The sequence below is a fragment of the Leptospira jelokensis genome, from assembly GCF_004769635.1.
Classification (GTDB): domain Bacteria; phylum Spirochaetota; class Leptospiria; order Leptospirales; family Leptospiraceae; genus Leptospira_A; species Leptospira_A jelokensis.
In genome coordinates this window covers 416,779-441,093 of the sequence record NZ_RQGH01000011.1, presented here as the reverse complement: position 1 = coordinate 441,093, position 24,315 = coordinate 416,779, and the positions used below count along the sequence as shown (strand labels likewise).

Genomic DNA, 24,315 nt, shown 5'->3' with positions numbered 1-24,315 from the left:
TTTTGGTTGGTAAAAAAGAGTCTTACGTCAATTCTGTCCTGGAAGTGATACAACTCACCTACATTTCGTTTGCTCTTCGACTTCTCACGAGAGATCGTCTCTATTCCTTGGCCTATGGCCTTGTGGGAACCCTTGTTTTTACTTTCCTCGTACTTGCGGTACGGATCCACTTCCACTTGTATGCAGGAGTGTCTCTTACTAGTATCGTTTCCTTTGACAAGTCTCCTCAGATTCTTTTTTACGCCACAAGCTTTGCACTGATGACTTTATTTTTCTTCCATTGCCTACATGCGCTGGGAGATATCGGAGTGATGATGGCTGTGGGTGGGAACCGGATGGGCTGTATACTCCTCCATTCTTTGTCCTTATTTTTCCTATTTTTACCTAGTTTCCTCTTCTCCATCTTGGTCAATTTGAGTTTTTTACCGCCTCCTCCTGATTTTGGTATTTTAGGGGAAGTAAAATCCGTTTTCACCTGTTTGGTGCTTTATGTGTTTTTAGGAATCCTTGTTTCCTTCCCAACGGTTGGGATCAGCACCTTTATGGACCCCTACAAGTCCATTCGGAGGCAAAAATAATGTTACTCCGGGTGCACAACCTCACCAAACGATTTGGAAAAGAAGAAGCGGTGAGTTCGGTAAGCTTCGATGTGAACCAAGGGGATTATGTAGCCATCATTGGGCCTTCGGGATCGGGGAAAACCACCCTGCTTTCGATGCTAACGGGTATGTTGTCACCCACGGAAGGGGACATTTTGTACGACCAAATCAAACTTTCCCAAATTTCCAAACAAGAGTTAGCGGAGATTCGGGCAAGAGACCTTGGTCTCGTTTTCCAATTTTCCGAACTTGTTGGTAACCTTACGATCAAAGAAAATATCCTTCTCCCTGCTCTATTTACAAAAAAATTCTCAAACGATGACTACCTTAGAAAATGTGATTACCTCATCGAACATTTGAAATTGGGAGACATCCAAAATTCCTTACCAAGGACCTTATCAGGTGGGCAAATCCAAAAGGCAGCAATTGCTAGGTCCCTGATCAACGACCCAGCCATCCTTTTTGCCGATGAACCATCAGGGGATTTGGATCCAGAAAATAGTTACTTAGTCCAACTTTTACTCAATGAATACAACAAACGAAACCATTCCATCATCCTCGTCACTCACGATATGAAACTTGCCTTTGATGCCCAAACCGTTTACGAAATGAAAAACGGAAGGTTCGAACAAGTGATTAAGGGAGAGTGATGTTTTGAAACAAGCGATCGGAGTTGATATTGGTGGTGGGAGTATCCGAGTTTCACTCTTTGATGAATCAGGAAATGAACTGAAGTCAAACCAATCCAAAACTCCAGATCACTTAGACAATGATTCGTTTTTGAAAACTCTCACGGAAACCATCCGTCCACTCCTAAAAGATAACATAGGGATTGGTGTTGGATCACCAGGTCCTCTCAATAGTGAAACGGGTATCTTACTAACAAGCGCCAATATGGTAGGGATAGAAAATGTCCCAATCAAACAAACGTTAGAAAAGGAATTTTTGTTACCTGTTTTTTATGAAAATGATGCAAACTGTGCAGCTCTCGGAGAAGCCTATTTCGGATCTTACAAAGGGTGCGAATCCCAACTCATCCTCACTTTAGGAACAGGTGTAGGTGGAGGTTTTGTCAAACATGGGGTTTTGTATACAGGATATTTGGGAAACGGGATTGAGATTGGCCATACAACATCTGTTATCGGAGGTGCACTCTGTGGTTGTGGTGCCCGTGGTTGTGTGGAAAGTTATTTTTCCACTAGAGGGTTTCTCAATCGTTATTTTGAATCTACGAATACAAAACTGCCCCATGCAGAATCCTTTTTTGAACTTGTCAGAAAAGAAGACCAAGTTGCAAAAGAAATCCTCCATTTTGGAACCTTAGCCTTAGCACATGCGGTTCGGGGAGCCATCCATCTTTTGAATCCCGAAGCCGTTGTATTTGTAGGAGGGATCACCAACTCCTTTGATTTGTTTGGTGAACAATTAGAAAAAGAAATTCGTTCCAATATTTTTCCTATCCTAAACGAAAGATTAAAACTGGGGAAAGGACGGAATCTTTCTGGAACTCTCGGGGCTGCATCCTTAGTCTTTGCAAATAAGAAGGTTTGATATGGAAAATTGTATCTTTTGTAAAATCATTAATGGGGAAATTCCTTCAAAAAAAGAATACGAATCGGATTCGATTTTTGTATTCCATGACATCACTCCCCAAGCTCCCATCCACTTACTCATCATACCGAAACAACATATCACAAGTATGAATGAAATTGGAAACCTTGATCCAAAAGTGATAAGTGAAATTTTCCAAGTGATTCCAAAAGTTGCCGAAAAAAATGGAATTATGGAGAAAGGATACCGGGTGGTGAACAATTGCGGAAATTATGGAGGGCAAACCGTTGGGCATATTCACTTTCACTTGTTAGGTGGAAGGCATATGGTGTGGCCACCAGGTTAATCAAATGAAAAAATTATTATTTGGAATCATCGTCTCTGGCATTGCCATCTATTTTTTACAGAAAAATTTTGATCTTACAGAATTCCAACGTTTGGAAGGTAAAATCAATTGGTGGATTTTTCCTTTACTCATTTTGTCAAACCTTTGGGCCTTTGTCCCTTTTTCCATCCGTTGGTTCCACCTGCTCGAGAAAAAAATCACATTCACACAATCCTTTTCTACCGCAATCATTGGAGTGGGACTCAATATGGTACTCCCCGCGAGGGGTGGCGATTTAGTGCGCCTACTCATGAACAAACGAGATTCGGATTTACCTCTCACACACCTCCTTAGCCGGATATTTTTAGAAAAGGTGATGGATTTGGGAGCCGTTGTTGTGATTGGAGCGACTGCCCTGTTTTATATGGGCCTTGGACAATCTAAAAACCTAAGTTTACTTCTGATTTCTAGTCTCGTCATCATAGGAATGTTAGTTGGTCTTATCCTAGTGAAGTATTTTTTACCCCTACTACGATCCCTACTTCTCAAGTGTTTTTCTCTTATTGGAAAAAAATCATTGTATGAAACGAAACTTGACCACCACTTAATCGAATTTTCAGAGTTCCTACAAGGGGATAAACTAGTAAAACCGTTGGCATATTCTTTACCAACATGGGTATTCGGTTATGCAGTTTCTTATTACTTGGCAGGGATGCTCATTGGAATGCCAATTCGATTTCCAGAAGCCTTACTCTTTATGTTCCTCGGTGGAATGGGTGTGGCAATTCCCTCGGCTCCTTCTGGGATTGGAGTTTTCCATGCTGCCATAATCTCTGGCTTTATCATTTTAGGAAGGGATCCGGGAGAAGGACTTGTGTATGCAACCGTTGTACACTTAACACAATTTCTGATCACCACGGTTCTTGCACTTTTTGCTTATGCCTACTGGCGGTGGGCCCACCAAAAAAAAGAAAACACAATCTAAATTTTGGATCAAACGTTTGGTTGCCCCGATCTAAAGGGAAATGGGATTTTTAGATCGGTCAAACAGGAAACAAGTCGTCTTACTCCTCCCTTTTTTCCTTTTCTATTTATTGAATGGCTGTTCTACGAAGGATCTTTCCTTTGAAACCAAGGAAGAGCAAAATGAGTTAACGATTGGTCGATTGCTAACCTTTGGTGCTGTTACCTACCTATCCACTTCGCCTTTTGATTCTTATGCGGAAACCAATGTTGACTGGAATCAATTTTTAGGAACATGGAATGAAATCAAACGCATCGACAATTCTTTCCAATCTGGACTCTCTGCCGTTTCCGCTACCTACTCCTTACCAGGAGACGGAACCATCCGAGTCACAAACCAAGGCCTCAGTGCAACTGGGGAAACTCGTTTGGATGGAGTGGCACTCATACCGAACCCAAGTGTAGGCAAACTAAAAGTTAGTTTTTTCTTTCCGTTTTTCTTTGGGGACTATTTGGTCTTACGAATTGACCGACAGGGATACCAAACAGCCCTCATCGGTGGACCTGATCCCAATTTTTTGTGGGTATTCTCCAGAGAGAAAACCATAGCCCCCCAGATTGAAACCGAGTACATAGAATATGCAAAAACGATTGGTTATGACACCAATCGTCTGTTATCCTACTGACTTAGCTTTGGTTTAACCCAACGCTTTGATGACGTCTTCTGGCGCTTGGACAAGCTCAACCAGTACACCTTCGCTACAAAGGGGGAATTCTTCATTTCCTTTTGGATGGATGAAACATACATTGTACCCGGCGGCCCCTTTCCGGATCCCACCTGGTGTGAAACGAACTCCTTGTTTGGTAAGGTAATCCACACATTCTTCCAATTTATCAATCCAGAGACCAATGTGATTGAGTTTCGGATCGTGAACTTTTGGACTTTTATTCGGATCAATCGGTTGCATCAAATCTATTTCGACTTTATAGGGACCGTTTCCCATCGAAAGGATGTCTTCATCGACATTTTCCTTTTCGCTTTTATATTCGGAAACCTTCGTAAGGCCCATTAGATCGACCCAAAACTTGGATAATTTTTCCTTGGACTCCCCACCAATGGCAACTTGTTGGATCCCTAATACTTTGAATGGACGTGACATGTTTGATTCTCTCCTATTTTCGTTCTGCATCAACCGAGTATGACTTCTCCTTCAATGTCCTTTCCCAGTTCCTCTCCGAATACTATTTTTTTCAAAGCATTAAAGTATTTTAAATTTTTGGCAGATGCATACGCATTCAGATAGAGTGTCGAGTTTTGTAGGTTGAATTATCAGGATTCCTTCTTATTTGTAACTTGATTGGAATAGATTCCTACAAATCAAATTCGCTGGATCGGTGATACACTCTTCTCTGCAGTAATTTCGTTTGTATTCCGGAAATCTTGTATCACTAGTAGGATGGTTGAGGTGACAACGATTTAGACATTCACTTACCCTTTCAAAACACAATCGAATATCGGATGCTTCCGAGAAAGAGTTTTCCTTTGAATCTAATTGAACTAGTGAAAGCCAATAAATCAAAAAATATATGATGAATTGATGGAATCCCTTCCGACTCATTCTGCCAGGATCAGTAACGTGCTAAACTGAGAATTCAAAATCTGAAACTTTTGTAAAAACTCTTTGATCGCTTCCTCTGATACCCCACCCGAATAATCAAAATCACTTTCTAAAATCAGCCTGCCTTCCGCATCAGTATAACTTCGCGAATACCTCATCTTTTGGTTCCAACGGTTGGCGAGATCCATTTTATTTTTTTTGTCTGTTGTGAAGGAAGAATAAAATTGGATGGAAGTATCATTTCCAGACATAAGACCCACTTTGAAATCTTGGTAGGAGAGGATCAAAAGTTTGTCTTCATCACTTAATATTTTGTAACCGATTTCCAATAACAATTTTTTAAGTAATCCCTTATCAACTTTGTATTGTAAGTTAGCTGACTTTAAAGAAGTTTCCCCTTCCTTTGTCTTCATTGGGTCCGCATAAGTTCCAATTGCAAAAAAAACCAAAAACAATAATAAGAACGATTTATAAACTGATTTCATCGAAAACGAATACCCCTCTGGCTACTTTCTAAATTGGATAGATCCTCACAAACAATTAGACGAAACAACTTTTCGTGAAATGATTTTCTTTTGAAACAAGTTAAGCAAAACAAACTAAGATAACATCATCAATCACTGCAGGTAAAACCAAAATCCAATTCTTGCCTGTGGGGATATTTTGAAATTTCGCATTTCCAAGTTCAACCTCTTTCTGGCAGAATATGAGTAGAGCAATAAAAAAGTAACTGATCCTTCGGAGTTTTTGATTTACAGTTTGGTTCATAGGGTGCCATCTAATCCATATTCCATGAATTCCAAGTTTCTCTCTCTTGTTCTTGTAGGGTGTTTCTTTTTTGGTTTTTCTTTGTGCAACCAACCCAAAACCAAAATTGCAAAACGTTTGCCTTTTGATTCGATCGAAAAAACAAAAAAAGAATCCATTTACCCATACCTGTATACAGGAAAATTGAACTTAGAACATTTTATCAGATTAAAAAATGACATTCGTGCCCACCACCTAACGAGTAGTCCAACAAACATGTCCGCTTGTTATGCCAATGCAATTGCAAAAGCATACGAACTGCTCGGTATCCAAATTTATCCAAAAACCTATTATGAGCTTTATCAGCAGAAACCAGACGTGATCCCTTCAGGGACCGTTCTTCCTTTTGAAAATCAAAAATTTATTCAGATCAAACAAAGCCGCCTAGAAAAAGAAAATCAATCTGCAATTCAGCCAAAATACAAAAAAGAACTGAATATCCATATGGCAGATTTACAGATTGACCAATTTGAATTTGAAGAGAATTTAAATTATATTTTTTTAATGGGGAAAATGGATCCCAAATTCAAAGATAAATTGGATGAATTCCAAGAAAAGTTGATATTCCAAGCAATGTCTGGTTTCATAGAAGAATTGGACCCTCATTCAAGTGTATACCAAACCAGTTCAATCCAAAATAATTTTTCATTCAATGTATTGGATAACATTTCTCATCAAATCTTTACGGGTTATCCGGATATACTTTACATCAAAATCAAAAATTTTATCACATACGATGATAAATTCACAACCTCTAGTGCCACAAAAAAAATCATCGAACACTACTTAAACGAGAAAATGAAAAACCAAAATCAAATTGGAGCGGTTCTATTTGATTTACGGGAATGTGAAAAAACAAACCTTACGGAACTAGAGAAATTTCTTTCACTTTTTATAAAATCAAATCAAATGTTTAGTTTACAGGATAAATATGCAAAAACGATTCACCCTTCCATTCGAGATGAAACCATCATTTGGGAAGGACCCATTGCCATCTTAGTCGGTCCAAACACGAAAGGAGGAGCAGAACTCATCACGGGTAGCTTCCAACAAAATAGAAATAGTTTGGTTTTTGGTTCAAAAACCTTTGGACAGGGAACCTTTCAGGTCTTTTTTGAAATTGGAAAAAAAACTGGTTATTTTTCTGGTATTACCAACAAAAGAATGATACTCAGTTCAGGCGAAGAAATCCAAGGTTATGGGATCACACCAGATATCATCATCGATGATCCAAAGAAAGACCCAAACCAAATGGATGAAACTAAATATTGGAATTGGATCAAACCATTGGCTGAAAATAAAAGGAATCCTTCTCATCTGATCCAACAAAACTTAGACAAACAGTTACGAACAAACTCATCTAACAATGGTATGTTTACAGAAGTGAATCCAACAAGGATGGACTTTGTCCTTTCAAGAGCGATAGAATACTATCAATTGTATCTCAACAAAAGACAAGAAAAGATTTTTAATTAATGAAAATGATAAACTCACATTTATTCCTTTTGGTAATTTTATCGTTTACTTTCCAATGTACGAGTGGTAGTGCTTTGCGCAGTGCAACCGAGAAGGGGCAAATTTTAAAAGTTGAATCTCTCCTAAAAAACGAAATCGATATAAATTCCAAAAATTCCAATAACGAAACACCTCTTATCATCGCTACAAAACTTGGATTCTCAGACCTAGTCAAGTTGTTCATCCAAAAGAATGCCAATCTGGAAGCGCAAGACAAATTTGGTTTTACTGCCTTACATTGGGCAACAAAAAATAGAAATCTTGAGATCGCAAAACTTCTTTTAGATGCAAAATCTGATCCTAATTCATTAGATTTCAAAATGAATACAGCCTTGTTTTATGCAGTGGAAGATGGCCATACGGATATGGTAAAATTATATCTTGAGTATCATCCAAAGATCGATTACCAAAATACGGATGGTAATACTTTCCTCATGTTGGCCTCACAAAAAGGTTACGTTGAAATTTCAAAACTATTGTTAAGCCAAAATCCTAACGTAAATTTACAAAATAATCAAGGAATGACAGCATTGCACATGGCGGTAGGAAAAGGTAGGATTACAATTCTCAAATTATTGCTCCAATATGGTGCAAACCCAAATATTAAAAACATAGAAAATCAAAACTCAGATATGTTTGCCATAAGGAATGGCCAAACAAAAATCAGATTACTGCTTTTGGAATTCTCTGAAAATAAATGAAATCCATAATCCTTATCATAAGCACATTTTTATTTTTATATTGTAATGAAGCAATCGTAAGAGGTTCTATCATTCGAAATGATCTGAAAACAGCTAGAAGGCACATTCACAAAGCAAATGCCAATTGGGTTTACAGCGTCACCGGTACCTCACTCCTACAAGATGCGATCCAATCGAACAATGTCGATATGGTACAAATGTTAATTGAACATGGTGCAGATGTTAATTTAAGAAACGAAAATGGCATCACTCCCTTAATCTTTGCTTCCTGTATAGAGAACCATCAAATCGTAGATTTATTATTAAAACGCCAGGCAAACCCTAACCACCGATCTGTTTTCGGTGAGTCCCCGCTCCATTGTGCTGCAAAGTATGGTCGAGTCGTATCGACAGACATACTTCTACAACACAAAGCCAATCCGAATATTCGAGATATTTATGGTCGAACTCCACTCATGATTGCGAGTGAAAAAGGATTTATAGAAGTTATGTCTGTCCTACTCCGAAATGGAGCCAATCCCAACTTACGGGATTTTTTTGCTTGGAATGCGTTATCCATTGCAATTGACCAAAACCAACCCGCAAGCGTTCGGTTTTTAATTTCAAACTCGGTTGATTTGGAAATTGCTGATGATAATGGACAAACAGCTCTGATTGAAGCAGCCAAAAAGGACAAACAAGAGTTAGTCAAAATCCTCTTAGAGGCAGGAGCAAATCCAAATGCCAGTGATAAAAATGGTTTCACAGCAATGATGTATGCTGCCAAGTACGGTGCCTTGGATTCAATGAAACTGCTCGTATCTAAAAAAGCAAATCTAATGGACGAAGACAACGAAGGTAGAACCGCTCTACACATCGCTTCTGCAAACGGCCGTCTATCTAACGTTCAATTCCTAGTCGAACAAAAAGTTGATATCAACTACAAAGATAATTTAGGTAATACACCGTTAATTACAGCAACTTTTTACAAAAAAACAGAAGTGGCTGAATATCTAATTTCCGCAAAAGCTAATATACGACTTAGGAACAATGATGGGATATCGGCATTCGACTATTGTAGTTTGCCTTCGATGTCAAAAGTAAGAACCCTGATTGAATCAAAAATGGAATCAACAATCGTACCATAAACAAACTATGATTCAATTTTAAACTGATACGCTATGTCTTTCATATCAATTGCAGTTTGATTGAGTTCGGCAGAACTATCAGCTGTTTGCATCGATACTTCACTCATTTGGTTGGTTCCTGAACTGATCTCACCAAGTGCCAATGCGTTTTGGTTCATCGCTTCAGATACGGAAATGATGGCGTGGTGGACTTCGCTGATACTGGAACTAATTTCTTTTGCCAATAAAAAAGTTCGTTTTGCAAGAGAATTGATTTCTTCCGATTGGATGCGGTATTCCTTTCCACTTGCCACCACACCTTCATAATCAGGGATCACTTTCCCAGTAATCATTCCCAAAAGTTCTTTGACAGAGTCAACCATTTCCAACATGGCTTTTTCTAGTTTGTGGTTGAGTTCCACAATTTTTTTGACAGTATCTTGTGATTTACCAGCTAAATTGGAAACTTCTGTGGCAACGACAGCAAATCCCCTTCCATGTTCCCCTGCTCTCGCAGCTTCAATTGCAGCATTTAACGAAAGTAAGTTGGTTTGGTCACCAATTTCTGCAATCATACTCGCAAGTTCACGAATTTCTTTGATGGCTTCTGCATCCTTTACTGCATTTTGTATTTTAGTATTGATCGTTTCAAAAAGAGACTTTGCATCTAATAGTGATTTTCCAACAAATGATTCCAGTTCACTTGCTTTCCCTTCTATCCTTTCTGCCCCTTTGGAGACAAGTTCCATTTCACTTCCGAGTAAATTTAAAGTTTCAATCATAGAATTGGACTGGGAGGAGATCTCCTCTGCGGACGCAGAGACATTTTCTGCACTAGCTGATAATTCTTGCACGGAGGAAGCAATTTCTTCAATCGTCGCTGAAGAATCAGAAGCCAAAGAAGAAAGGTGGGAACTTTTTCCAGTGATGGATTCAGAAAGTTTTTGGATTTTTTGAACGATGACGATTAAGTTTTGGCGCATCTTCTCTAAACTTTTTGCCATACCACCGATCTCATCTTTACGATTCAATTGAACTTTAGGCACTTCAAATGATAATTCATTATGTGAGATCCGATTCATCAGCATGGAAGCTTCCCGAATTGCATGAGTCACCTTCGTTAACACATAGCCCATACCAATCGAAACTACCACAACAGAAAATAGGATACTGATCAATGTAAACAAAGCAATCACATCCAATGACTTTGTCATGTTTGACAGAGGGACTCGGTAAATCACTCGCCAAGGGACAGAATGGAGTTTGTAACTCCCATAAAGACAATGTTTGCCCTCTAAATCTTTCCCTGAAAATATAAAAACCTCATCACTTGCATGTTTTAGTTTTGCAACGACTCCATCGGGAAACGTTTTACTAATACTTTGATCGATCAAACTGCTATCCAAAGCAAGTTGGATGTTCCCTTGGTTGTCAACGAGCCAACTTTCCCCTCCAAACTGGTCAATTTGTGTAAATTGTTTTGAAGCTACCGAAACATCGATCCCAATAGAACTCACAAGCACTGGATTCCCGTTTTCTACCGCGACCGCATTCACGAATATAGCATATGATTTGTACTCCGCAGTATAATCCATATTGGTTACCAATTCTTTTTTTGATTCCATTAATTCATAAAACCAACTATCGTCAGGATCAGTTTCGCGAAGTGTATCAATCTTTTTGGCAGACTCATTCCAATAGTTTTTGGTTAAAGGATTGATGATCCCTAAATACGTTATATAACCTAATTTCGATTTGTAAGTTGTGAGATTTTTAAAAACCGTATCTCCCTCTCCTCCTTTTGGTTCACCAGTTTTTGCCCAGCGGATCGTATGCTGGTCGTTTGCAATGAGAACCGCTGTCTCCTTAGCTCGTTCCAAAATCGAATCGATTGTCGCAGACTTCGATTCTAGGATTTTCACCATATCAAAACTTTCTAATTTTGAAATGATCGTACTTCTCCCTACATAAAAACTCAAAAAACCAGTTAACCCGCAGGCAAGGGTAACAGAAAGGATCGTAAGGCCAATGAGTTTGGTTCGGAGTGAATTGGGTTCCCATTTCAATTTCATAAAGATTGAATCCTTTCCTTAGCGGAATGAAAATGTTTTCTTGCAAATAGTTCAGACAAAGTATAGAGTGTTCTAACATTTTTACTAGATCACAGACAAGGAAAATTTTCATGAAACCACTATTTCCGATGCTTTTCCTTTATCTGTTCCTTTGTCTTTCCCAATCACTTCATTCACAATCGGAAAAAGAAGAAAAAACAATTTCCAAAGACGGCACAACACTTTACCCTCCGCAAGGGATTTCCAAAGAGCCAACAGTTGACCCAAAATCCAACCAAATGCCTGAGTTACAATTCAAAGTCACCGGTATGCTCAAAACTGATTTTGCCTACGCCAACCGGTCGGTTTTATCTTTTGGTTTTGATAATTTAGTGGGACCGACGGTTGCCAAACGGGAAGTGCAAGCTAGGGATGCAGAACCTCGCTCAGGAATTTACCCAACAAGTTCGTTACTGGGTGCAGAGATTGGGTATGGGAACAAAGCAAAAGCGATTTTTGAAGCTGACTTTGTGGATGTAACCAAAAGTGCTGTGGGAGCAGAAACAAAACCTAGGGTCAGGCAAATGTATTTCCAATACAACCCTAGTTTGAAATTGCAGATTTTTCTAGGAAGAACTTGGGACCTTTTTGCTGGAGTATTTCCCCAATCCTACAACGCTAGTGCCTTTATGTCCGCCTCTGGAAACATTGGTTGGCAAAGAGAACAAATTGGCATCTGGTACAAGTTAGGTGAGTTTAAATTAGGAACGGCAGTTGGAACCACAGGTTTCCACAATGACCCCAACGTAAAAACAAATATTGAAAGAAATTCTATGCCTACGGTTGCTTTTCGGATCGATTGGATCCCTCATTCCAATTTTCTTTTCACCACTTCTGCCATAGGAACAAAACTCAAAGTGAGTGATCCAAAAACTGATTCGGCAAGAGATGGGCAAACGTTATATCCGGACCAGTCACCAAACACGAACCAAACGGTATTATCTGCACTAAACCAAAAAGAAAACCAAGAGAGGGCCACCTTAAATTCTGGAGGAGTTTCGGTAGGGTTTGTTTGGAAACTTGGAAATTTTGAATCAAGAGGAGAGGTATCATACGGAACAAACCTAACTTCAATTACCTCGTCAGGAATCGCACCTTTCCAAACGACTACATATGGCGAAGAATTTTCGAACAGCCAATTCGGATATTTAACAGGCGGTTATGCGACAGATGCAAAGGCAAATACAAAACGTAAATTTGAATCCCCCAAGGAAGCCACTGGTTTTTTAAGTTTGAACTATGATGTTTCCAAAGAATTTGGACTGGGTCTCCACGGTGGTATTTCCAAAATCACAAACCCAGAGGTGTTAGTGGGTGCAGACCCAAATTTACTCACCATCAGTCGTCCCGATACCTTCCAATGGACCACAAATCCTAGGGTCATGGGTGCGATTCGAGAGAATTTAAATTATGGGTTTCGAATGAATTATGATCCCGAAGAACGGGTTCGATTTTTTCTACAAACAGATGTGTTTCGCACATATTACAAAGACGTAGACCGTTATGCAGGGTTATCCGCTCATATCCAACAATATGATCCAGTTTTACAAGTCGGTGAACTGAGAGATCCAGGGAATCCTAATACTCGTTCTAGTGCCGTATCAGAATCACTGATGGTACGTTTAGGAGGATTGTTCCGGTTTGATTCTTGAATCCTCTTCCAATAACCACTTCCGTAAAATTTGTTTTAGATTCTCTTTTTGAACAGGTTTACTCAAATAATCATTCATACCCACTGCAAAACATTTTTCCTTTTCTCCATCGATGATCCCAGCCGTTACTGCAATGATGGGAACATTGGTTCCCGCAGGTAAAGAACGTATGGCAATTGTTGCATCATAACCGTTTTTCACTGGCATTTGGATGTCCATCAAAATGAGGTGAGGGTTCTCTTTTTGGAAAACGGAGATGGCCTCTTCCCCATTTTCAGCTTCCAAAATGGAAACATCGGTTACGATCCGTTTGATAAAATTTTTCATAAGGCCCATATTCACAAGATTGTCTTCAACCACTAAAATTTTAAGTCCAGAACGATTGGTTTTATTCTCTTTTCCTTCTAAATCTTCCATCACATTGGGAGAATCAGACTTTAAATTCAAATCAACCTCAGGCAATCTAAACGGAATGATAAAATAAAATTCACTTCCTTGTCCAAGTGTACTACTTACCTGTAGTTCAGACTTCATCAAACTTAGTAATTGACGACTAATGGCAAGACCGAGCCCTGTTCCACCAAACTTACGTGTTGTGGAAAAATCTTCTTGGGTAAAAGAATCAAAAATCTTTTTTTGATTCTCCAAAGCAATTCCAATTCCAGTATCTTTTACAGAAATGCGAACCAAAACTTCAGCTTCTAGCGTTGATTCCAATCGCTCTAACTTACATACGATAAAACCAATTTCGGTAAATTTTAATGCGTTCCCAATTAGATTTAACATGACTTGGCGCAAACGATTGGCATCAAACATCAGTGTTTTGGGAATGTTCCCATCCAAATCCAATCTGATATCAAGCCCCTTTGTGATTGCTTGGATGTCCATAATTCGAATCGAATCTAAGATTACCTTTTTTAAGTCATTTGGTTCTTCTGCTAATTGTAATTTCCCTGCTTCTGCCTTTGAAAAATCCAAAATATCATTAACAATATTGAGTAAAGTATGAGCGGATTGTTTGATGATTTGAGCATATTCATTAAACGCAGTATCAACCAAGGTTTCGGCCAGTAAGTCGGAATACCCTATGATCCCATTCAATGGTGTCCGGATTTCATGGCTCATATTGGCTAAAAATTCTGATTTTGCATTATAAGACTTTTCCGCAACTTCCTTGGCATGTTTCAATTCAAGTTTGGTTTCATAGGATTCCGTGATGTCCCGAGTGAACATAAGAATCCCACCGATTCCACCTGATAATAAATTCCAAGGACGAATTTCCCATTGGATCACTTGGTCTTTTTCCCAACCTGGTGGCCTCCATATGTCCTCATCAGATTTTAAAATTTCACCAGCTAACCCCCGTGTATGGATCTTTTTCCACTCATCACTGATATTCGGAAACACTTCGTAGTGGCATTTTCCAATGAGTTCTTCTTTTAAAAGAGGGATTTTATAATCTTCAATCCATCTTTGGCTGAGTGCAATGTAACGCATCTCCTGGTCGAGCATGGCAACAGCAGCCGGCGCATGTTCAACAAACGACCATAAGATGGCAGTTTGAGAGGCAAGTGCCATCTCCCATTTTTTCCGATCATTGATATCTTGTATGATTCCATAAATTTTTACGATTTTTTCATTTTCATATTCAGCTCGCCCGATGGTTCGCACCCAAGTTTGGTTCCCTTTTGCAGTCACCATTTCCAATTCTAAATCGTATTCTGTGCCCATCTCAAGTAAAGCGTTCACTGCATTTGTGATTTTGGTTCGACTCTCTTCGGAGTGGTAAAACTGAAGTCCCGATTCGACACTTGGATTAAAATCATCTTCCACTTCGTGGATGCGTTTTGTCACATCAGTCCAATTGGCTTTGCCAGTGCGTAAATCCAAATCCCAACCACCGATTTTTGCCAAATTCGCCATCTGGTCGAGTAACCTTGACACTGATTTGAGTTCCATCTCGGATTGGATGATAGGAATTTGGTTTTCTTCATTTTTGTTTAAGGCAGCATCTAACGCTAAGATACGGTATGATTTCCCACCCTCTGAAACTTCAATAGAGTGAAAATGAAATGGGAAACCAGCACTCTCATTTGGATCAAAACAAATCCGACCAAAAAATGAATGATTTGGTTTGTACTTTGGATCTAAATTGTAACCCGAGTGGTTAAGTAAACATGCGGCAGGAAAGGATTGGTGTGGAACAAGTCCCATTGACTTTGTCGCAATTTCGCTCGGATACACCATTCCCAAACTTGTATCCCAAATTAAAAATCCAAACAAACCATGTTCTAAGACAAAAGCACATAACTCTGGTTTGTTTTTAATAAATGCAATTGGATGGATCATATTGGTTTGGTAAAATTACTTTTTGAATGTAACTGCAAAAAGTCCTCTTAGATCTCCTACTTCGTAACCAAGAGCAAGGTCATTTGGGTATAATGTTTTTAGAATTTCTTTTGTTTCTTTTTCCATTCCTTCTGGTTTTCCATGGCACTGGACACATTGGCCCTGGATGGTGATGGGCACAAAAACTGTCACTGCTCTATCCGACGAAACAAGGTGGTTTGGAAAAACTCCATCCTTTCCTTTTGCATTTTGAACCAACGAAAAGATTTCTTTTTCCTCCTTCGTGAGTGCGTTTTTTGGATTTCTTGGCCGGTTTGAGATCCGCTTCAATTCTACATTTGCTTTTTTCCCTAAGGATTCTGTGAAAGTGAGTGCATTTTCATGGCAAAAGGGAATCGCTTTTTTTGTCCCTCCTTCTTTCATCGCTTCCATCAATTTCTTAGAAAGGTTTGTTTTTGCCTCTCTTGTGATCTGAAGGGCTCTTTCCTCATACTCTAATTTCTCAGTTTTGCAGTAGAGGGTGATGGCAAGACAGAATACAAAACTCCAAACTTTCATCGATTACTCCTTTCCATCCTTTTCCTGATCCTTCCGTTTTGATTCTGGCAAACAAATACGAAAGGTAGTGTTTCCAGGTTCCGAACGAAAATGAATGGTTCCACCTTGTTCGGTGATGATGTTTTTACAAATGAAAAGTCCAAGGCCAATGCCATCTCCTTTTTCTTTGGTCGTAAAAAACGGTTGGAATACGGAACTCTGTAAATGTTTCGGAATTCCGGGTCCATTATCGGTAAAATTCACTTCAATTTGGTTTTCTCGATTGCGGAATACTTTCACCTGAATTTCCCCCGATTGGTTTGGTGTGGCTTGGATTGCATTGTACACCAAATGTGACCAAACCAATTTGATGGCAGGTTCATTTACTTTCGCTTCCAATCGTTCATCAATTTCTGTCTTCAAATTCCGATTCATTTCTAGATACTGGTTGTACAAAATCAGAATGTCTCTTATGCCAGGACCAATGCGTACCACTTCTTTTTCCGTATCCTGAAATGGTTTTGAAAATTGTTGGAAGGTTGCAATGACTTTCTCTGTTCTGTGGATCGAGTTGGAAATTAACAAATTTGCATTTTCCATCGTTTTGTATTTTAACCAAGCAAAAACAAACTCCCAATCCCGCCCCTCCTCTCTTCCCAATCCTTCAAAACTATGATAATCAATGCCTAAATCAATGCAACGATCTGCTAAATAAAATGCATCATTCCGAGGTAGGAAGGAAAAGAGTTGTAAGATCATATCCAACTCCTCTCTCTTTTGTTTTTTCGTTCGGTGTTTCCACACAATCCGTTTTTCTTTTTCTTTCCAGAGAGGTTCTCGATTGGTAAGGAAACGTTTTTCTTCTTCCAATAAAAAGTTTACCATCGATAAAATTCCTGCCAATGGATTTTTAATTTCATGGGCTACGTTGGAAGCAAGGGAACCAAGTGTCACCAAACGATCACTCTGGATGAGACTCGATTCCCTTTCGTCGAGTTCCGTTGCCAACTTTTGGTTATTGTTTTCTAATATATCAAGTAAAAAAGTTACGAGTTTCACAATACAAATGGTTTTTGCTATTAGAAAAATTACTTTTAGTATTTCTAATATGAAAAGTACTCCGTTTGGTCCTTGGGGTGACAATTGGTATCCAAAATCGATGACAACACCCAGGTGGTGTGCAAAATAAATCACACTTAAATACCCACAACTCACAATGATCCCCATGACAATGGAAAATGTTCTGTGTAAAAAAAAGGAAATGTAAAGTTGGTATAATAAAAACAAAGAAAAGAAAATTGAGTTTTGGATGGGTAAGGCCCTCATCCCAACAGGATGTGCAAAAATTGCCAGACAAAATCCTAAGAGTAAAACAGAGAAATCAATTCCCAAACAAAACATGATCCATCGGTTCCCAATGGGATTTTTTTGTTTGTTTAGGATAATATATTTCCCGAGTAACGAAGTGCCAAAGAAATAAAATGTAAAACCGATGGCGATGAAGATGGAGGGTTTGCCAAAGTTCAGAAATGTTGCAAGGACTCCAATCCAACCAATCACCATTCGAATCGAAATCAAAATCAAAAGTCCTTTTGATTTCATTTGGTTAGCGAACTGGAGTAATAAACTCGAGGAGGTGACCATAAAGAAGTCCAATCATTTAATTCGAAGGCAACGGAAAAGCAAGCATTTTGTTCATAGAGCCGTTTGACAACCTAGGATCATTCCGAATCCTTGACCTTGGTTCCGTTTATGAAACAAACTAAACTCGCAATCATTGGTGCCGGCGGACTGACTGGCAAAGAGCTCACTGGTTTACTGGCCCACCACCCCAACTTCCAACTTGTGCACATCACTTCCAACCAAGTGGATGGAAAACACATCCGTGAAGTTTTCCCTGACCTAAGCCATTTGCCAGACCTTGTCTTCCAAAAACATGACGCAGCGGTCCCTACGGATGCTCATATCGTACTTGCCACTCCCAATGAAGTTTCTTTGGAAAAGGCACCGGAATTTCTCGGCCAAAACCGAAAGGTCATCGATTTATCCGGAACCTTTCGCTTGCATGACAAAGCGAAATTCGAAGTGGCTTACAAATTCAAACACACAAAATTTGAATGGATGGACAAGGTGGTATTTGGGTTACCTGAACTTTTCCGTGAAAAACTGAAACACGCAAACTTTGTTTCAAATCCTGGTTGTTTTGCTACTTCTGCCATTTTGCCGATTGCGATCCTTGGTAACCTACGAAACCAAATTGTCGGCCCAATCATCGTGGATGCAAAGTCAGGTGTGAGTGGCGCTGGTGGCAGGACAGAAGAAATCCAATTCGCATACACCCATGTTTATGAAAACTTTCGAGCATATAAAGTACTCAGCCACCAACATGAACCTGAAATGGAAGAGTATGCCTTTGTTGGCAGTGAACCAAAAGAAATTCATTTTACCCCCCACCTACTCCCTGTTTACCGAGGGATCCTAACAGCCATTTACATTCCCTTTGCAAAGCCAGTGGACAGTTCCGAGATCCAAGAAAAACTCCAGTCAGTGGCCGAAAGAGAACCCTTCCTTCGTTTGTACAAAACACCAGAAGAGCTTGAATTAAAAAAAGTCCAAAACACAAACTTTTTGGATATCGGATTCAAAGTAAAAGGGAATACCCTTGCCATCATCTCAGCCTTAGACAATTTACAAAAAGGAGCGGCAGGACAAGCCCTTCAGAATTTAAATTTAATGTTTGGGTATCCGGAAACAGAAGGTCTTGTTTAAGTTTAATCACAAACAAACACTGATTACATCTGCTTTCGAAGGAGAAATTGACCTACTTCGTAAGCAATCAAAATTCCCACATTTGGAACCCATGGGAATTGGGAATTTAGAACAAGCCATCCAAGTTTCTAGTTATCTATTGCAAAATCCTGATGTGGAGCAAATTGTGTTTTTGGGATCTTGTGGTGTGTATCCATGGTCCTCGTATCCAATGGGAGCCATCGTCTCTCCAAAAGAAGTCCATTCCAAAGAAATCAGTGATTTGTTTGGATTAGGTAAACAACTCCCCACAAACCCGCCCTTCCACTCTCTAAAATCTGATCCTAGTTTTTCAGAAACAATCTGCAATGCACCTACAACAATCACCTTACAAGAGATAGATGCAGAAAAGAAAAAAATGTGGGAACATTTCCAAGTAGAAAATTTGGAAATGTTTGGTCTCACAAAAGTGGCAGAACGATTCCAAATCCCAGTCACGGCCTATCTTGTGATCACCAATGTGGTTGGACCAAATGGGTCGGCTCAGTGGCAAACCAATTGGCGAGAGGCTTCGAACCAATTGCAGGAATCATTCCTCAAACACCAAACTTGAGAGTTTTCACTGTATTATGGTTTTAATACTTGTTTCACGGAAGGATTGTGAAGGACTCTATCAATCCAATCTTCCACCGGCTTCGGTAACTTCGTCTCCATCATCGAAACATGATCAATAAAGGGTGCGTATAAAATTTCTAAAACACCAAATTGATTCCCAAACAAATAATTTTCTTTTGCTAAAATAGTTTCAATAATATCAAAATGCCTTCCAATCCGTTTGGAAGAATCCTTCATTCGTTTTGGTTCCCAATTTTCTTCTGGAACAAATTTTTTAGCAAAATAAATCACACTCCCGGGAAAACAAAACTCTGTTTCACATTGGTTGATCATTTGGTTTAAAATAGCTCTTTGTTTTGGATCTTCAGGAAACAATGGATTTGCAAACTTATGTTTTTCTTCCAGATAACGTATGATTGCTGATGATTCTGACAAAAGGAATTCTCCTTCTTTTAACACAGGAACCTTCCCGTAGGGATTGATGGATAAAAATGGTTTTTTTCGGTTCTCCAATTTGTCAAGGGCTACATGGATGGTTTCATATTCCAAATTCCGAAACTTCAAATAAATATGAACACGTTTGCTATAGGTTGAATTGGGATGGGAATAAAGTCCGTACATCATAACCTCGATCTTTTAATACTTTTTTTTGTTTTTAGCAACCAACAATCCAAACGAGATACGAGAAAACTCAATAAGGAAACCACAAGATCCCTTCTCGTTTTAATTTTTCGATTGCATACCGATCCGTCATGCCAGCAATGTAATCACAAATAATTCTCATACGACCATCTTCCCCCTCTCTCTTTCTGTACGATTCCGGGATGGACTCGGGATGGGTTTCAAAATGTTTGAAGAGTAGATAAATTGTTTCCTTCCCACGTTCACTCATCCTCGAGACTTCTGGATGCCTGTATAAATTTTGAAATAAATACTGTTTTAACTCAGTAAACTCTTTTTGAAATTCTTCTGAAAAATGAACCAATTTGATTTTATTTTGGTAAGCCTTTGCAATTGACTCTCTGGATTCAATTTTGTGTTTTGATAAGGTTTGGTGGGTGGTATCAACCAAATCGGAAACCATTAGATTGAGTAACACCCTTCCAATGGACCTTGAGATGGAATGTGAATGTAAATCTGATTTTTTTTCTGAATTGGGCAAACTAGATTCAATTCGTTTCCAAATCGATAATTGTTTCACATCTTCTAACTTTAATAAACCGCTCTCCAATCCATCCTCTGTGTCATGAGCGCTATACGTAATCTCATCTGATACATCCACAACAAGTGCCTCAAGGGATGGACCAAGGGTTCGTCTGACTTCTAGTAGTTGCGTTGTTTCGTATCCACCCCCATGTTTCATAATGCCAAGTAAGGTTTCTTCACATAAGTTCAATCCAGGAAAATCCGGATACCTACGTTCCAGTTTTTGCACCACTCGTAAGGATTGTTTGTTGTGTTCAAACCCTCCCTTATCTTTCATGAGTTCCGCAAGGGCTTCTTGCCCTGCATGCCCAAATGGAGAATGGCCAAGATCATGTGCCAGAGCAATGGTTTCACTTAAGTCTTCATTTAAGCCTAACACCTTTGAAATGGTTTTCGAAATGCCTGCCACTTCCAAGGTATGGGTGAGTCGGTTTCTAAAATGGTCCCCTTCTGAATACACAAACACTTGGGTTTTGTATTCCAAACGTTTGAACGCGTGAGAGTGGATGATACGATCTTTGTCTCTTTGGAATGGCAATCGGTATGGATGTTCCGGTTCTTCATACGCGCGAGAGCCAGAATTTCGGCTACTCACAGCATAAGGTGCAAGGATTTTTTCTTCTTCCGCTAGGAGTTCATTTCTCCCTTTCTTCATAAATCTCTTTCCTTTTTCAACGAAACCATAAAATCAGTATAAATCCCTCATGGACTTTCTACAAACCTTAGTTTCCCTTTTTATGCAATACGGTTATTTTGCCGTTTTCGGAATTCTGATCCTCTGTGGGTTTGGGCTTCCTGTTCCAGAAGACATTTCTCTCACCGCAGGTGGTGTGATCTCTGGGCTTGGGTATGCCAATGTACATGTGATGTTCTTTGTCGGTATGGCAGGGGTTTTGATTGGCGATAGTTTTGTGTTTTGGCTTGGGAGTCATTACGGGGAGAGAGCACTCAGTTTGCCCGTACTACGCACCGTCCTCCACCCAGAACGATTTGATAAAGTCCGCGAACAATTTAAAAAGTATGGACGTTGGGTTGTCTTTGTGGGCCGTTTTATGCCGGGACTTCGGATGCCCATTTTTTTTACCGCAGGCACATCGAAACAAATTAGTTTCCTTTTATTCCTCCTCACAGACGGATTTGCCGCCTTGATCTCCGTGCCCATTTGGGTGTATTTAGGGTATTATTTTGCTCATAATTTTGATGAACTGATGACTTGGGTTCGCAGTGGGCAAACCATCATTTTGGTTTTAGTGGCACTTGGTCTTTTACTGATAGGATTCTTCTTTTGGAGGAAAAAACGCCGCGAAGGACAAAACAAAACATGATCGGACCCAATTTTTCGTTTTACCGGCTGGCCTTTCCCTTCTTTTTTGTTTTGCTTTTGGGAGCTTGTACCAATTATTCCACAACAGCCTCGGTCCAGGCTCCTCCGACCCTCATTTCCATCACAAATAACGGAAATTCTAACTTCACGATCAAGGTAAGGGCCCAAAACCCTGAGCTCATTTTCCAAGGATACAGGCTTTTTGAGGCGCCAACGGAAGCACTTGCGCAAAATCCGAGCGATTTGAACCAAGGAGCCCAATGCCTACTGGCCCAAACAGCCATTGTCCAACCGATTGAATACACCTTCGAAGTGGATCCTTCACAAAACGCCAATACAGCTGGGGTTTCTTGTCGGATTTTTGCCACTTTGACCCCAGGAAACCATATTTCCCTTCGCACTTTGGGACTTGCGGTGAATTTATCCAATAACACCAGTTCGTACAGAGTATCCCCACCTTCTAATACGCTTATTGTCCCATAAAATAAAACTTTCTTGCATTTAAGTCAAATGCGTGTATTTTTTTCCGGAATCATGGGATTTCTTTGTGCTTTTTTTAGAATTTCTCTAAAATTTTGCCCCAAAATTCCCTTTTGATGCTACAAATAGAAAGGGAGAAATCCCAAACATTTTTGGAGGATGATGAAAAAATGAACCAAACAAAAAATTGGTCAAAAATCGCACTCGCAACACTAGTGCTCGTTTCTGTGGTTGCTTGTGGAAAATCAAGACAAGTGAAAATCTCTGCCTCGGACGTAACGCGATCGGCGACACCTGCGAAACTTCCAGCTGATATTGAAAAACTTTGGAAAAACAGACACAACGAACAAGACCTTCGCCAAGCACTTGTTAGTTTAGAAAAATTTGCGATCGAAAACCCACAATACACTGACGTAAAAGTGATGTTATGCCGTGGTAATTACCTTATGGGTGACGGACACCTCTGGTTGAAACTCACAGGTGATGCTGATGAAGATGCAAAGGTAAAAGAAGAATCCATCCAATTTTATGACGCCGCTGTGAACTGGTGTGAAGCAGCCCTTGCAATGAATCCAAAATTTAGAGACAAAGTGGTAAAAGAAGGATTAGAAATCGAGAAAGCTCTCGATGTTTTAGGACCAGAAGATATTGACGGACTCTACTGGAGGTATGCATCTCTTGGAAAGTGGTCTCGTTTAGTGGGATTCACAACTCTATTGTCAAACCGTTCTAAATTCTCTGCGATGGTAAACCGCGTAAAAGAAATCGAAAAAGCAATGGGTAAAGAATACTTCTATGCAGCAACATTACGTTATGATGCGGCAAGTAATGCTCTCTCCCCTACGGGCGACAAAAAATTGGCTGACAAATACTTTGAAGAAGCCATTGCAAAACACCCGAACTATTTTGCAGTTCGTGTCCTTTATGCAGAAAGCCGCTTAAAAGGAAACGAAGACAAATTCAAAAAACAATTGGAATTCGTAATAAAAGGAAAAGCATCGTCTTTACCTGAAATCGAAGCAGACCAAATCGTAGAACAACGAAAAGCGAAAAAACTTCTCGACGAACTATAAACCATTACTAGGAGAACTAGATGTTTTTAAAACAGCTAAAATATTTAGTTTGTGTAAGTATTACCCTCACGATCAGTGGGGGTCTTTTTGCCCAAACAACTGTTAAACTAGCAACCGTAGCTCCCGAAGGTTCACCTTGGGCAAACGAGTTAGCAAAAATCAAAAAGAAAATCGAGAGTGAATCCCAAGGACAAATCAAATTCAAAATTTATCCTGGTGGACAAATGGGTGGAGAAAACGAAATCCTCCAACAAGTCATCCGAGGAAAACTGCAAGGAGCTGGTCTCACAGCAGGAGCACTTGCGAACACTGTAAAAGAATTGAACGTTCTTGAGATCCCTTATCTCTTCAATTCTTATGCGCAAGCAGATTGTGTTCTCGACGAACACTTATTAGAAGACTTTAGAAAACTTTTTGAATCAAAAGGACTTATTTTTGTTACTTGGGCAGAAAACGGATACCGTTCCATTGGTACCAAATCCGCTCCAGTCAAAAAACCAGAAGATTTAAAAGGAATCAAAATCAGAATCCAAGAGTCTCCTGTTCACATTGCATATTGGAAACAACTTGGAGTGAGTGGAATTCCGATTGCGATTCCCGAAGTATTACCTTCCTTACAAACTGGGGTGGTAGAAGGTTTTGACAACACTCCACTTTTCACTCTTGCGGCAGAATGGCAAACAGCGATCAAATATTTCACTTTGACACGCCACATCTACCAACCAGCAGCCATCCTCTACTCTAAGAAGTATTGGGACACTTTGAACGACGAACAAAAGAAAACACTGATGGGCGAAGGGAATAAATTGGCTCCAGGTGCAAGACAAGCGGTTCGTTCCATTGAAAAGAATATGATTGCGACCCTAAAAAAAGCAGATGTGCAAGTGTATGAACCTTCGGCGTCTGACCTTGCAGGGTTCAAAGCAGCGGGAAATGCCGTTGCAACTCAAGTTGTTGGAAAAATTGGTGGTCAATCAAAACAGATCTACGATAAAATCCAAAAAGCAAAAGCAGCTTGTGGCGGTTAGAGTAAG

General features: G+C 39.6%; 25 protein-coding genes. 16 read left to right on the top strand and 9 right to left on the bottom strand.

Annotated features, from left to right (window positions below; genetic code table 11):
- Positions 1-2 precede the first annotated feature (2 nt).
- From EHQ62_RS06550 to EHQ62_RS06525, 6 genes are read left to right on the top strand one after another with little or no spacing between them, the layout of a single operon-like run.
- Complete coding sequence (locus tag EHQ62_RS06550; RefSeq protein ID WP_244241660.1) at positions 3-578, top strand: ABC transporter permease; 576 nt, start codon at positions 3-5, stop codon at positions 576-578.
- The gene (locus EHQ62_RS06545) at positions 578-1,249 is read left to right on the top strand and encodes an ABC transporter ATP-binding protein (RefSeq protein ID WP_015675730.1); all 672 of its coding nucleotides are present in this window, start codon (positions 578-580) and stop codon (positions 1,247-1,249) included. The genes EHQ62_RS06550 and EHQ62_RS06545 overlap by 1 nt, the downstream gene beginning before the upstream one ends.
- A 4-nt stretch (positions 1,250-1,253) precedes the next feature.
- On the top strand, positions 1,254-2,150 hold the full coding sequence (locus tag EHQ62_RS06540) for an ROK family protein (protein ID WP_135641381.1): 897 nt from the start codon (positions 1,254-1,256) through the stop codon (positions 2,148-2,150).
- Between the two features lies 1 nt (position 2,151).
- The gene (locus EHQ62_RS06535) at positions 2,152-2,496 is read left to right on the top strand and encodes a histidine triad nucleotide-binding protein (RefSeq protein ID WP_135641380.1); all 345 of its coding nucleotides are present in this window, start codon (positions 2,152-2,154) and stop codon (positions 2,494-2,496) included.
- Positions 2,497-2,500: 4 nt separating this feature from the next.
- The gene (locus EHQ62_RS06530) at positions 2,501-3,460 is read left to right on the top strand and encodes a lysylphosphatidylglycerol synthase transmembrane domain-containing protein (protein WP_135641379.1); all 960 of its coding nucleotides are present in this window, start codon (positions 2,501-2,503) and stop codon (positions 3,458-3,460) included.
- Between the two features lie 40 nt (positions 3,461-3,500).
- Positions 3,501-4,124, top strand: coding sequence for a lipocalin family protein (locus EHQ62_RS06525; protein ID WP_135641378.1), 624 nt, complete (start codon positions 3,501-3,503; stop codon positions 4,122-4,124).
- Positions 4,125-4,136: 12 nt separating this feature from the next.
- On the opposite strand, the gene EHQ62_RS06520 is transcribed toward EHQ62_RS06525, so the two are convergent.
- The 3 genes from EHQ62_RS06520 to EHQ62_RS06510 all read right to left on the bottom strand — a co-directional run bounded on the left by EHQ62_RS06520 (position 4,137) and on the right by EHQ62_RS06510 (position 5,825).
- Positions 4,137-4,628 (bottom strand): VOC family protein, encoded by a 492-nt coding sequence (locus EHQ62_RS06520; RefSeq protein WP_341866968.1) that lies wholly within the window; start codon positions 4,626-4,628, stop codon positions 4,137-4,139.
- A 425-nt stretch (positions 4,629-5,053) separates the two neighbouring features.
- A complete protein-coding gene (locus EHQ62_RS06515; RefSeq protein WP_135641376.1) occupies positions 5,054-5,542 on the bottom strand; it encodes a YbjN domain-containing protein in 489 nt (162 codons plus the stop codon).
- A gap of 100 nt (positions 5,543-5,642) precedes the next feature.
- Positions 5,643-5,825, bottom strand: coding sequence for a hypothetical protein (locus tag EHQ62_RS06510; RefSeq protein ID WP_135641375.1), 183 nt, complete (start codon positions 5,823-5,825; stop codon positions 5,643-5,645).
- A gap of 81 nt (positions 5,826-5,906) precedes the next feature.
- Here EHQ62_RS06510 and EHQ62_RS06505 point away from each other — a divergent pair, with 81 nt between their 5' ends.
- The 3 genes from EHQ62_RS06505 to EHQ62_RS06495 are packed head-to-tail and all read left to right on the top strand — an operon-like array spanning position 5,907 to position 9,207.
- Positions 5,907-7,340, top strand: a complete 1,434-nt coding sequence (locus EHQ62_RS06505; protein ID WP_167482848.1) for a S41 family peptidase — start codon at positions 5,907-5,909, stop codon at positions 7,338-7,340.
- 5 nt (positions 7,341-7,345) lie between these two features.
- Positions 7,346-8,080, top strand: coding sequence for an ankyrin repeat domain-containing protein (locus EHQ62_RS06500; RefSeq protein ID WP_167482847.1), 735 nt, complete (start codon positions 7,346-7,348; stop codon positions 8,078-8,080).
- Positions 8,077-9,207, top strand: a complete 1,131-nt coding sequence (locus EHQ62_RS06495; protein ID WP_135641372.1) for an ankyrin repeat domain-containing protein — start codon at positions 8,077-8,079, stop codon at positions 9,205-9,207. The genes EHQ62_RS06500 and EHQ62_RS06495 overlap by 4 nt, the downstream gene beginning before the upstream one ends.
- A gap of 5 nt (positions 9,208-9,212) precedes the next feature.
- On the opposite strand, the gene EHQ62_RS06490 is transcribed toward EHQ62_RS06495, so the two are convergent.
- Complete coding sequence (locus EHQ62_RS06490) at positions 9,213-11,258, bottom strand: methyl-accepting chemotaxis protein (protein WP_135641371.1); 2,046 nt, start codon at positions 11,256-11,258, stop codon at positions 9,213-9,215.
- Between the two features lie 110 nt (positions 11,259-11,368).
- Between EHQ62_RS06490 and EHQ62_RS06485 the strand changes: the two genes are divergently transcribed.
- Positions 11,369-12,949, top strand: a complete 1,581-nt coding sequence (locus EHQ62_RS06485; protein WP_135641370.1) for a hypothetical protein — start codon at positions 11,369-11,371, stop codon at positions 12,947-12,949.
- Here the strand turns inward: EHQ62_RS06485 and EHQ62_RS06480 are convergent.
- The 3 genes from EHQ62_RS06480 to EHQ62_RS06470 are packed head-to-tail and all read right to left on the bottom strand — an operon-like array spanning position 12,920 to position 17,479.
- Positions 12,920-15,298, bottom strand: a complete 2,379-nt coding sequence (locus tag EHQ62_RS06480; protein ID WP_135641369.1) for a hybrid sensor histidine kinase/response regulator — start codon at positions 15,296-15,298, stop codon at positions 12,920-12,922. The genes EHQ62_RS06485 and EHQ62_RS06480 overlap by 30 nt on opposite strands.
- Before the next feature lie 15 nt (positions 15,299-15,313).
- The gene (locus tag EHQ62_RS06475) at positions 15,314-15,856 is read right to left on the bottom strand and encodes a Tll0287-like domain-containing protein (protein ID WP_135641368.1); all 543 of its coding nucleotides are present in this window, start codon (positions 15,854-15,856) and stop codon (positions 15,314-15,316) included.
- 3 nt (positions 15,857-15,859) lie between these two features.
- Positions 15,860-17,479 carry a sensor histidine kinase gene (locus EHQ62_RS06470; RefSeq protein ID WP_135641367.1) on the bottom strand — a complete coding sequence of 540 codons (1,620 nt, stop codon included), beginning with the start codon at positions 17,477-17,479 and terminating at the stop codon, positions 15,860-15,862.
- 108 nt (positions 17,480-17,587) lie between these two features.
- Here EHQ62_RS06470 and argC point away from each other — a divergent pair, with 108 nt between their 5' ends.
- Complete coding sequence (gene argC / locus EHQ62_RS06465) at positions 17,588-18,604, top strand: N-acetyl-gamma-glutamyl-phosphate reductase (RefSeq protein WP_135641366.1); 1,017 nt, start codon at positions 17,588-17,590, stop codon at positions 18,602-18,604.
- A complete protein-coding gene (locus EHQ62_RS06460; protein ID WP_135641365.1) occupies positions 18,597-19,196 on the top strand; it encodes a phosphorylase family protein in 600 nt (199 codons plus the stop codon). Before argC ends, EHQ62_RS06460 begins: the two co-directional genes overlap by 8 nt.
- A 14-nt stretch (positions 19,197-19,210) precedes the next feature.
- On the opposite strand, the gene EHQ62_RS06455 is transcribed toward EHQ62_RS06460, so the two are convergent.
- Both EHQ62_RS06455 and EHQ62_RS06450 read right to left on the bottom strand, forming a co-directional pair.
- On the bottom strand, positions 19,211-19,819 hold the full coding sequence (locus EHQ62_RS06455) for a glutathione S-transferase family protein (RefSeq protein ID WP_135641451.1): 609 nt from the start codon (positions 19,817-19,819) through the stop codon (positions 19,211-19,213).
- Positions 19,820-19,889: 70 nt separating this feature from the next.
- Positions 19,890-21,059 (bottom strand): deoxyguanosinetriphosphate triphosphohydrolase, encoded by a 1,170-nt coding sequence (locus tag EHQ62_RS06450; RefSeq protein WP_135641364.1) that lies wholly within the window; start codon positions 21,057-21,059, stop codon positions 19,890-19,892.
- 49 nt (positions 21,060-21,108) lie between these two features.
- Here EHQ62_RS06450 and EHQ62_RS06445 point away from each other — a divergent pair, with 49 nt between their 5' ends.
- The 4 genes from EHQ62_RS06445 to dctP all read left to right on the top strand — a co-directional run bounded on the left by EHQ62_RS06445 (position 21,109) and on the right by dctP (position 24,309).
- Positions 21,109-21,729: a DedA family protein gene (locus EHQ62_RS06445; RefSeq protein ID WP_135641363.1), complete on the top strand. Its 621-nt coding sequence runs from the start codon at positions 21,109-21,111 to the stop codon at positions 21,727-21,729.
- Positions 21,726-22,211 (top strand): LIC11661 family lipoprotein, encoded by a 486-nt coding sequence (locus tag EHQ62_RS06440; protein ID WP_244241659.1) that lies wholly within the window; start codon positions 21,726-21,728, stop codon positions 22,209-22,211. The genes EHQ62_RS06445 and EHQ62_RS06440 overlap by 4 nt, the downstream gene beginning before the upstream one ends.
- A 167-nt stretch (positions 22,212-22,378) precedes the next feature.
- Positions 22,379-23,281: a TRAP transporter TatT component family protein gene (locus tag EHQ62_RS06435; RefSeq protein ID WP_135641361.1), complete on the top strand. Its 903-nt coding sequence runs from the start codon at positions 22,379-22,381 to the stop codon at positions 23,279-23,281.
- Positions 23,282-23,301: 20 nt separating this feature from the next.
- Complete coding sequence (dctP, locus tag EHQ62_RS06430) at positions 23,302-24,309, top strand: TRAP transporter substrate-binding protein DctP (RefSeq protein ID WP_015675791.1); 1,008 nt, start codon at positions 23,302-23,304, stop codon at positions 24,307-24,309.
- The last annotated feature ends 6 nt before the right edge of the window (positions 24,310-24,315 follow it).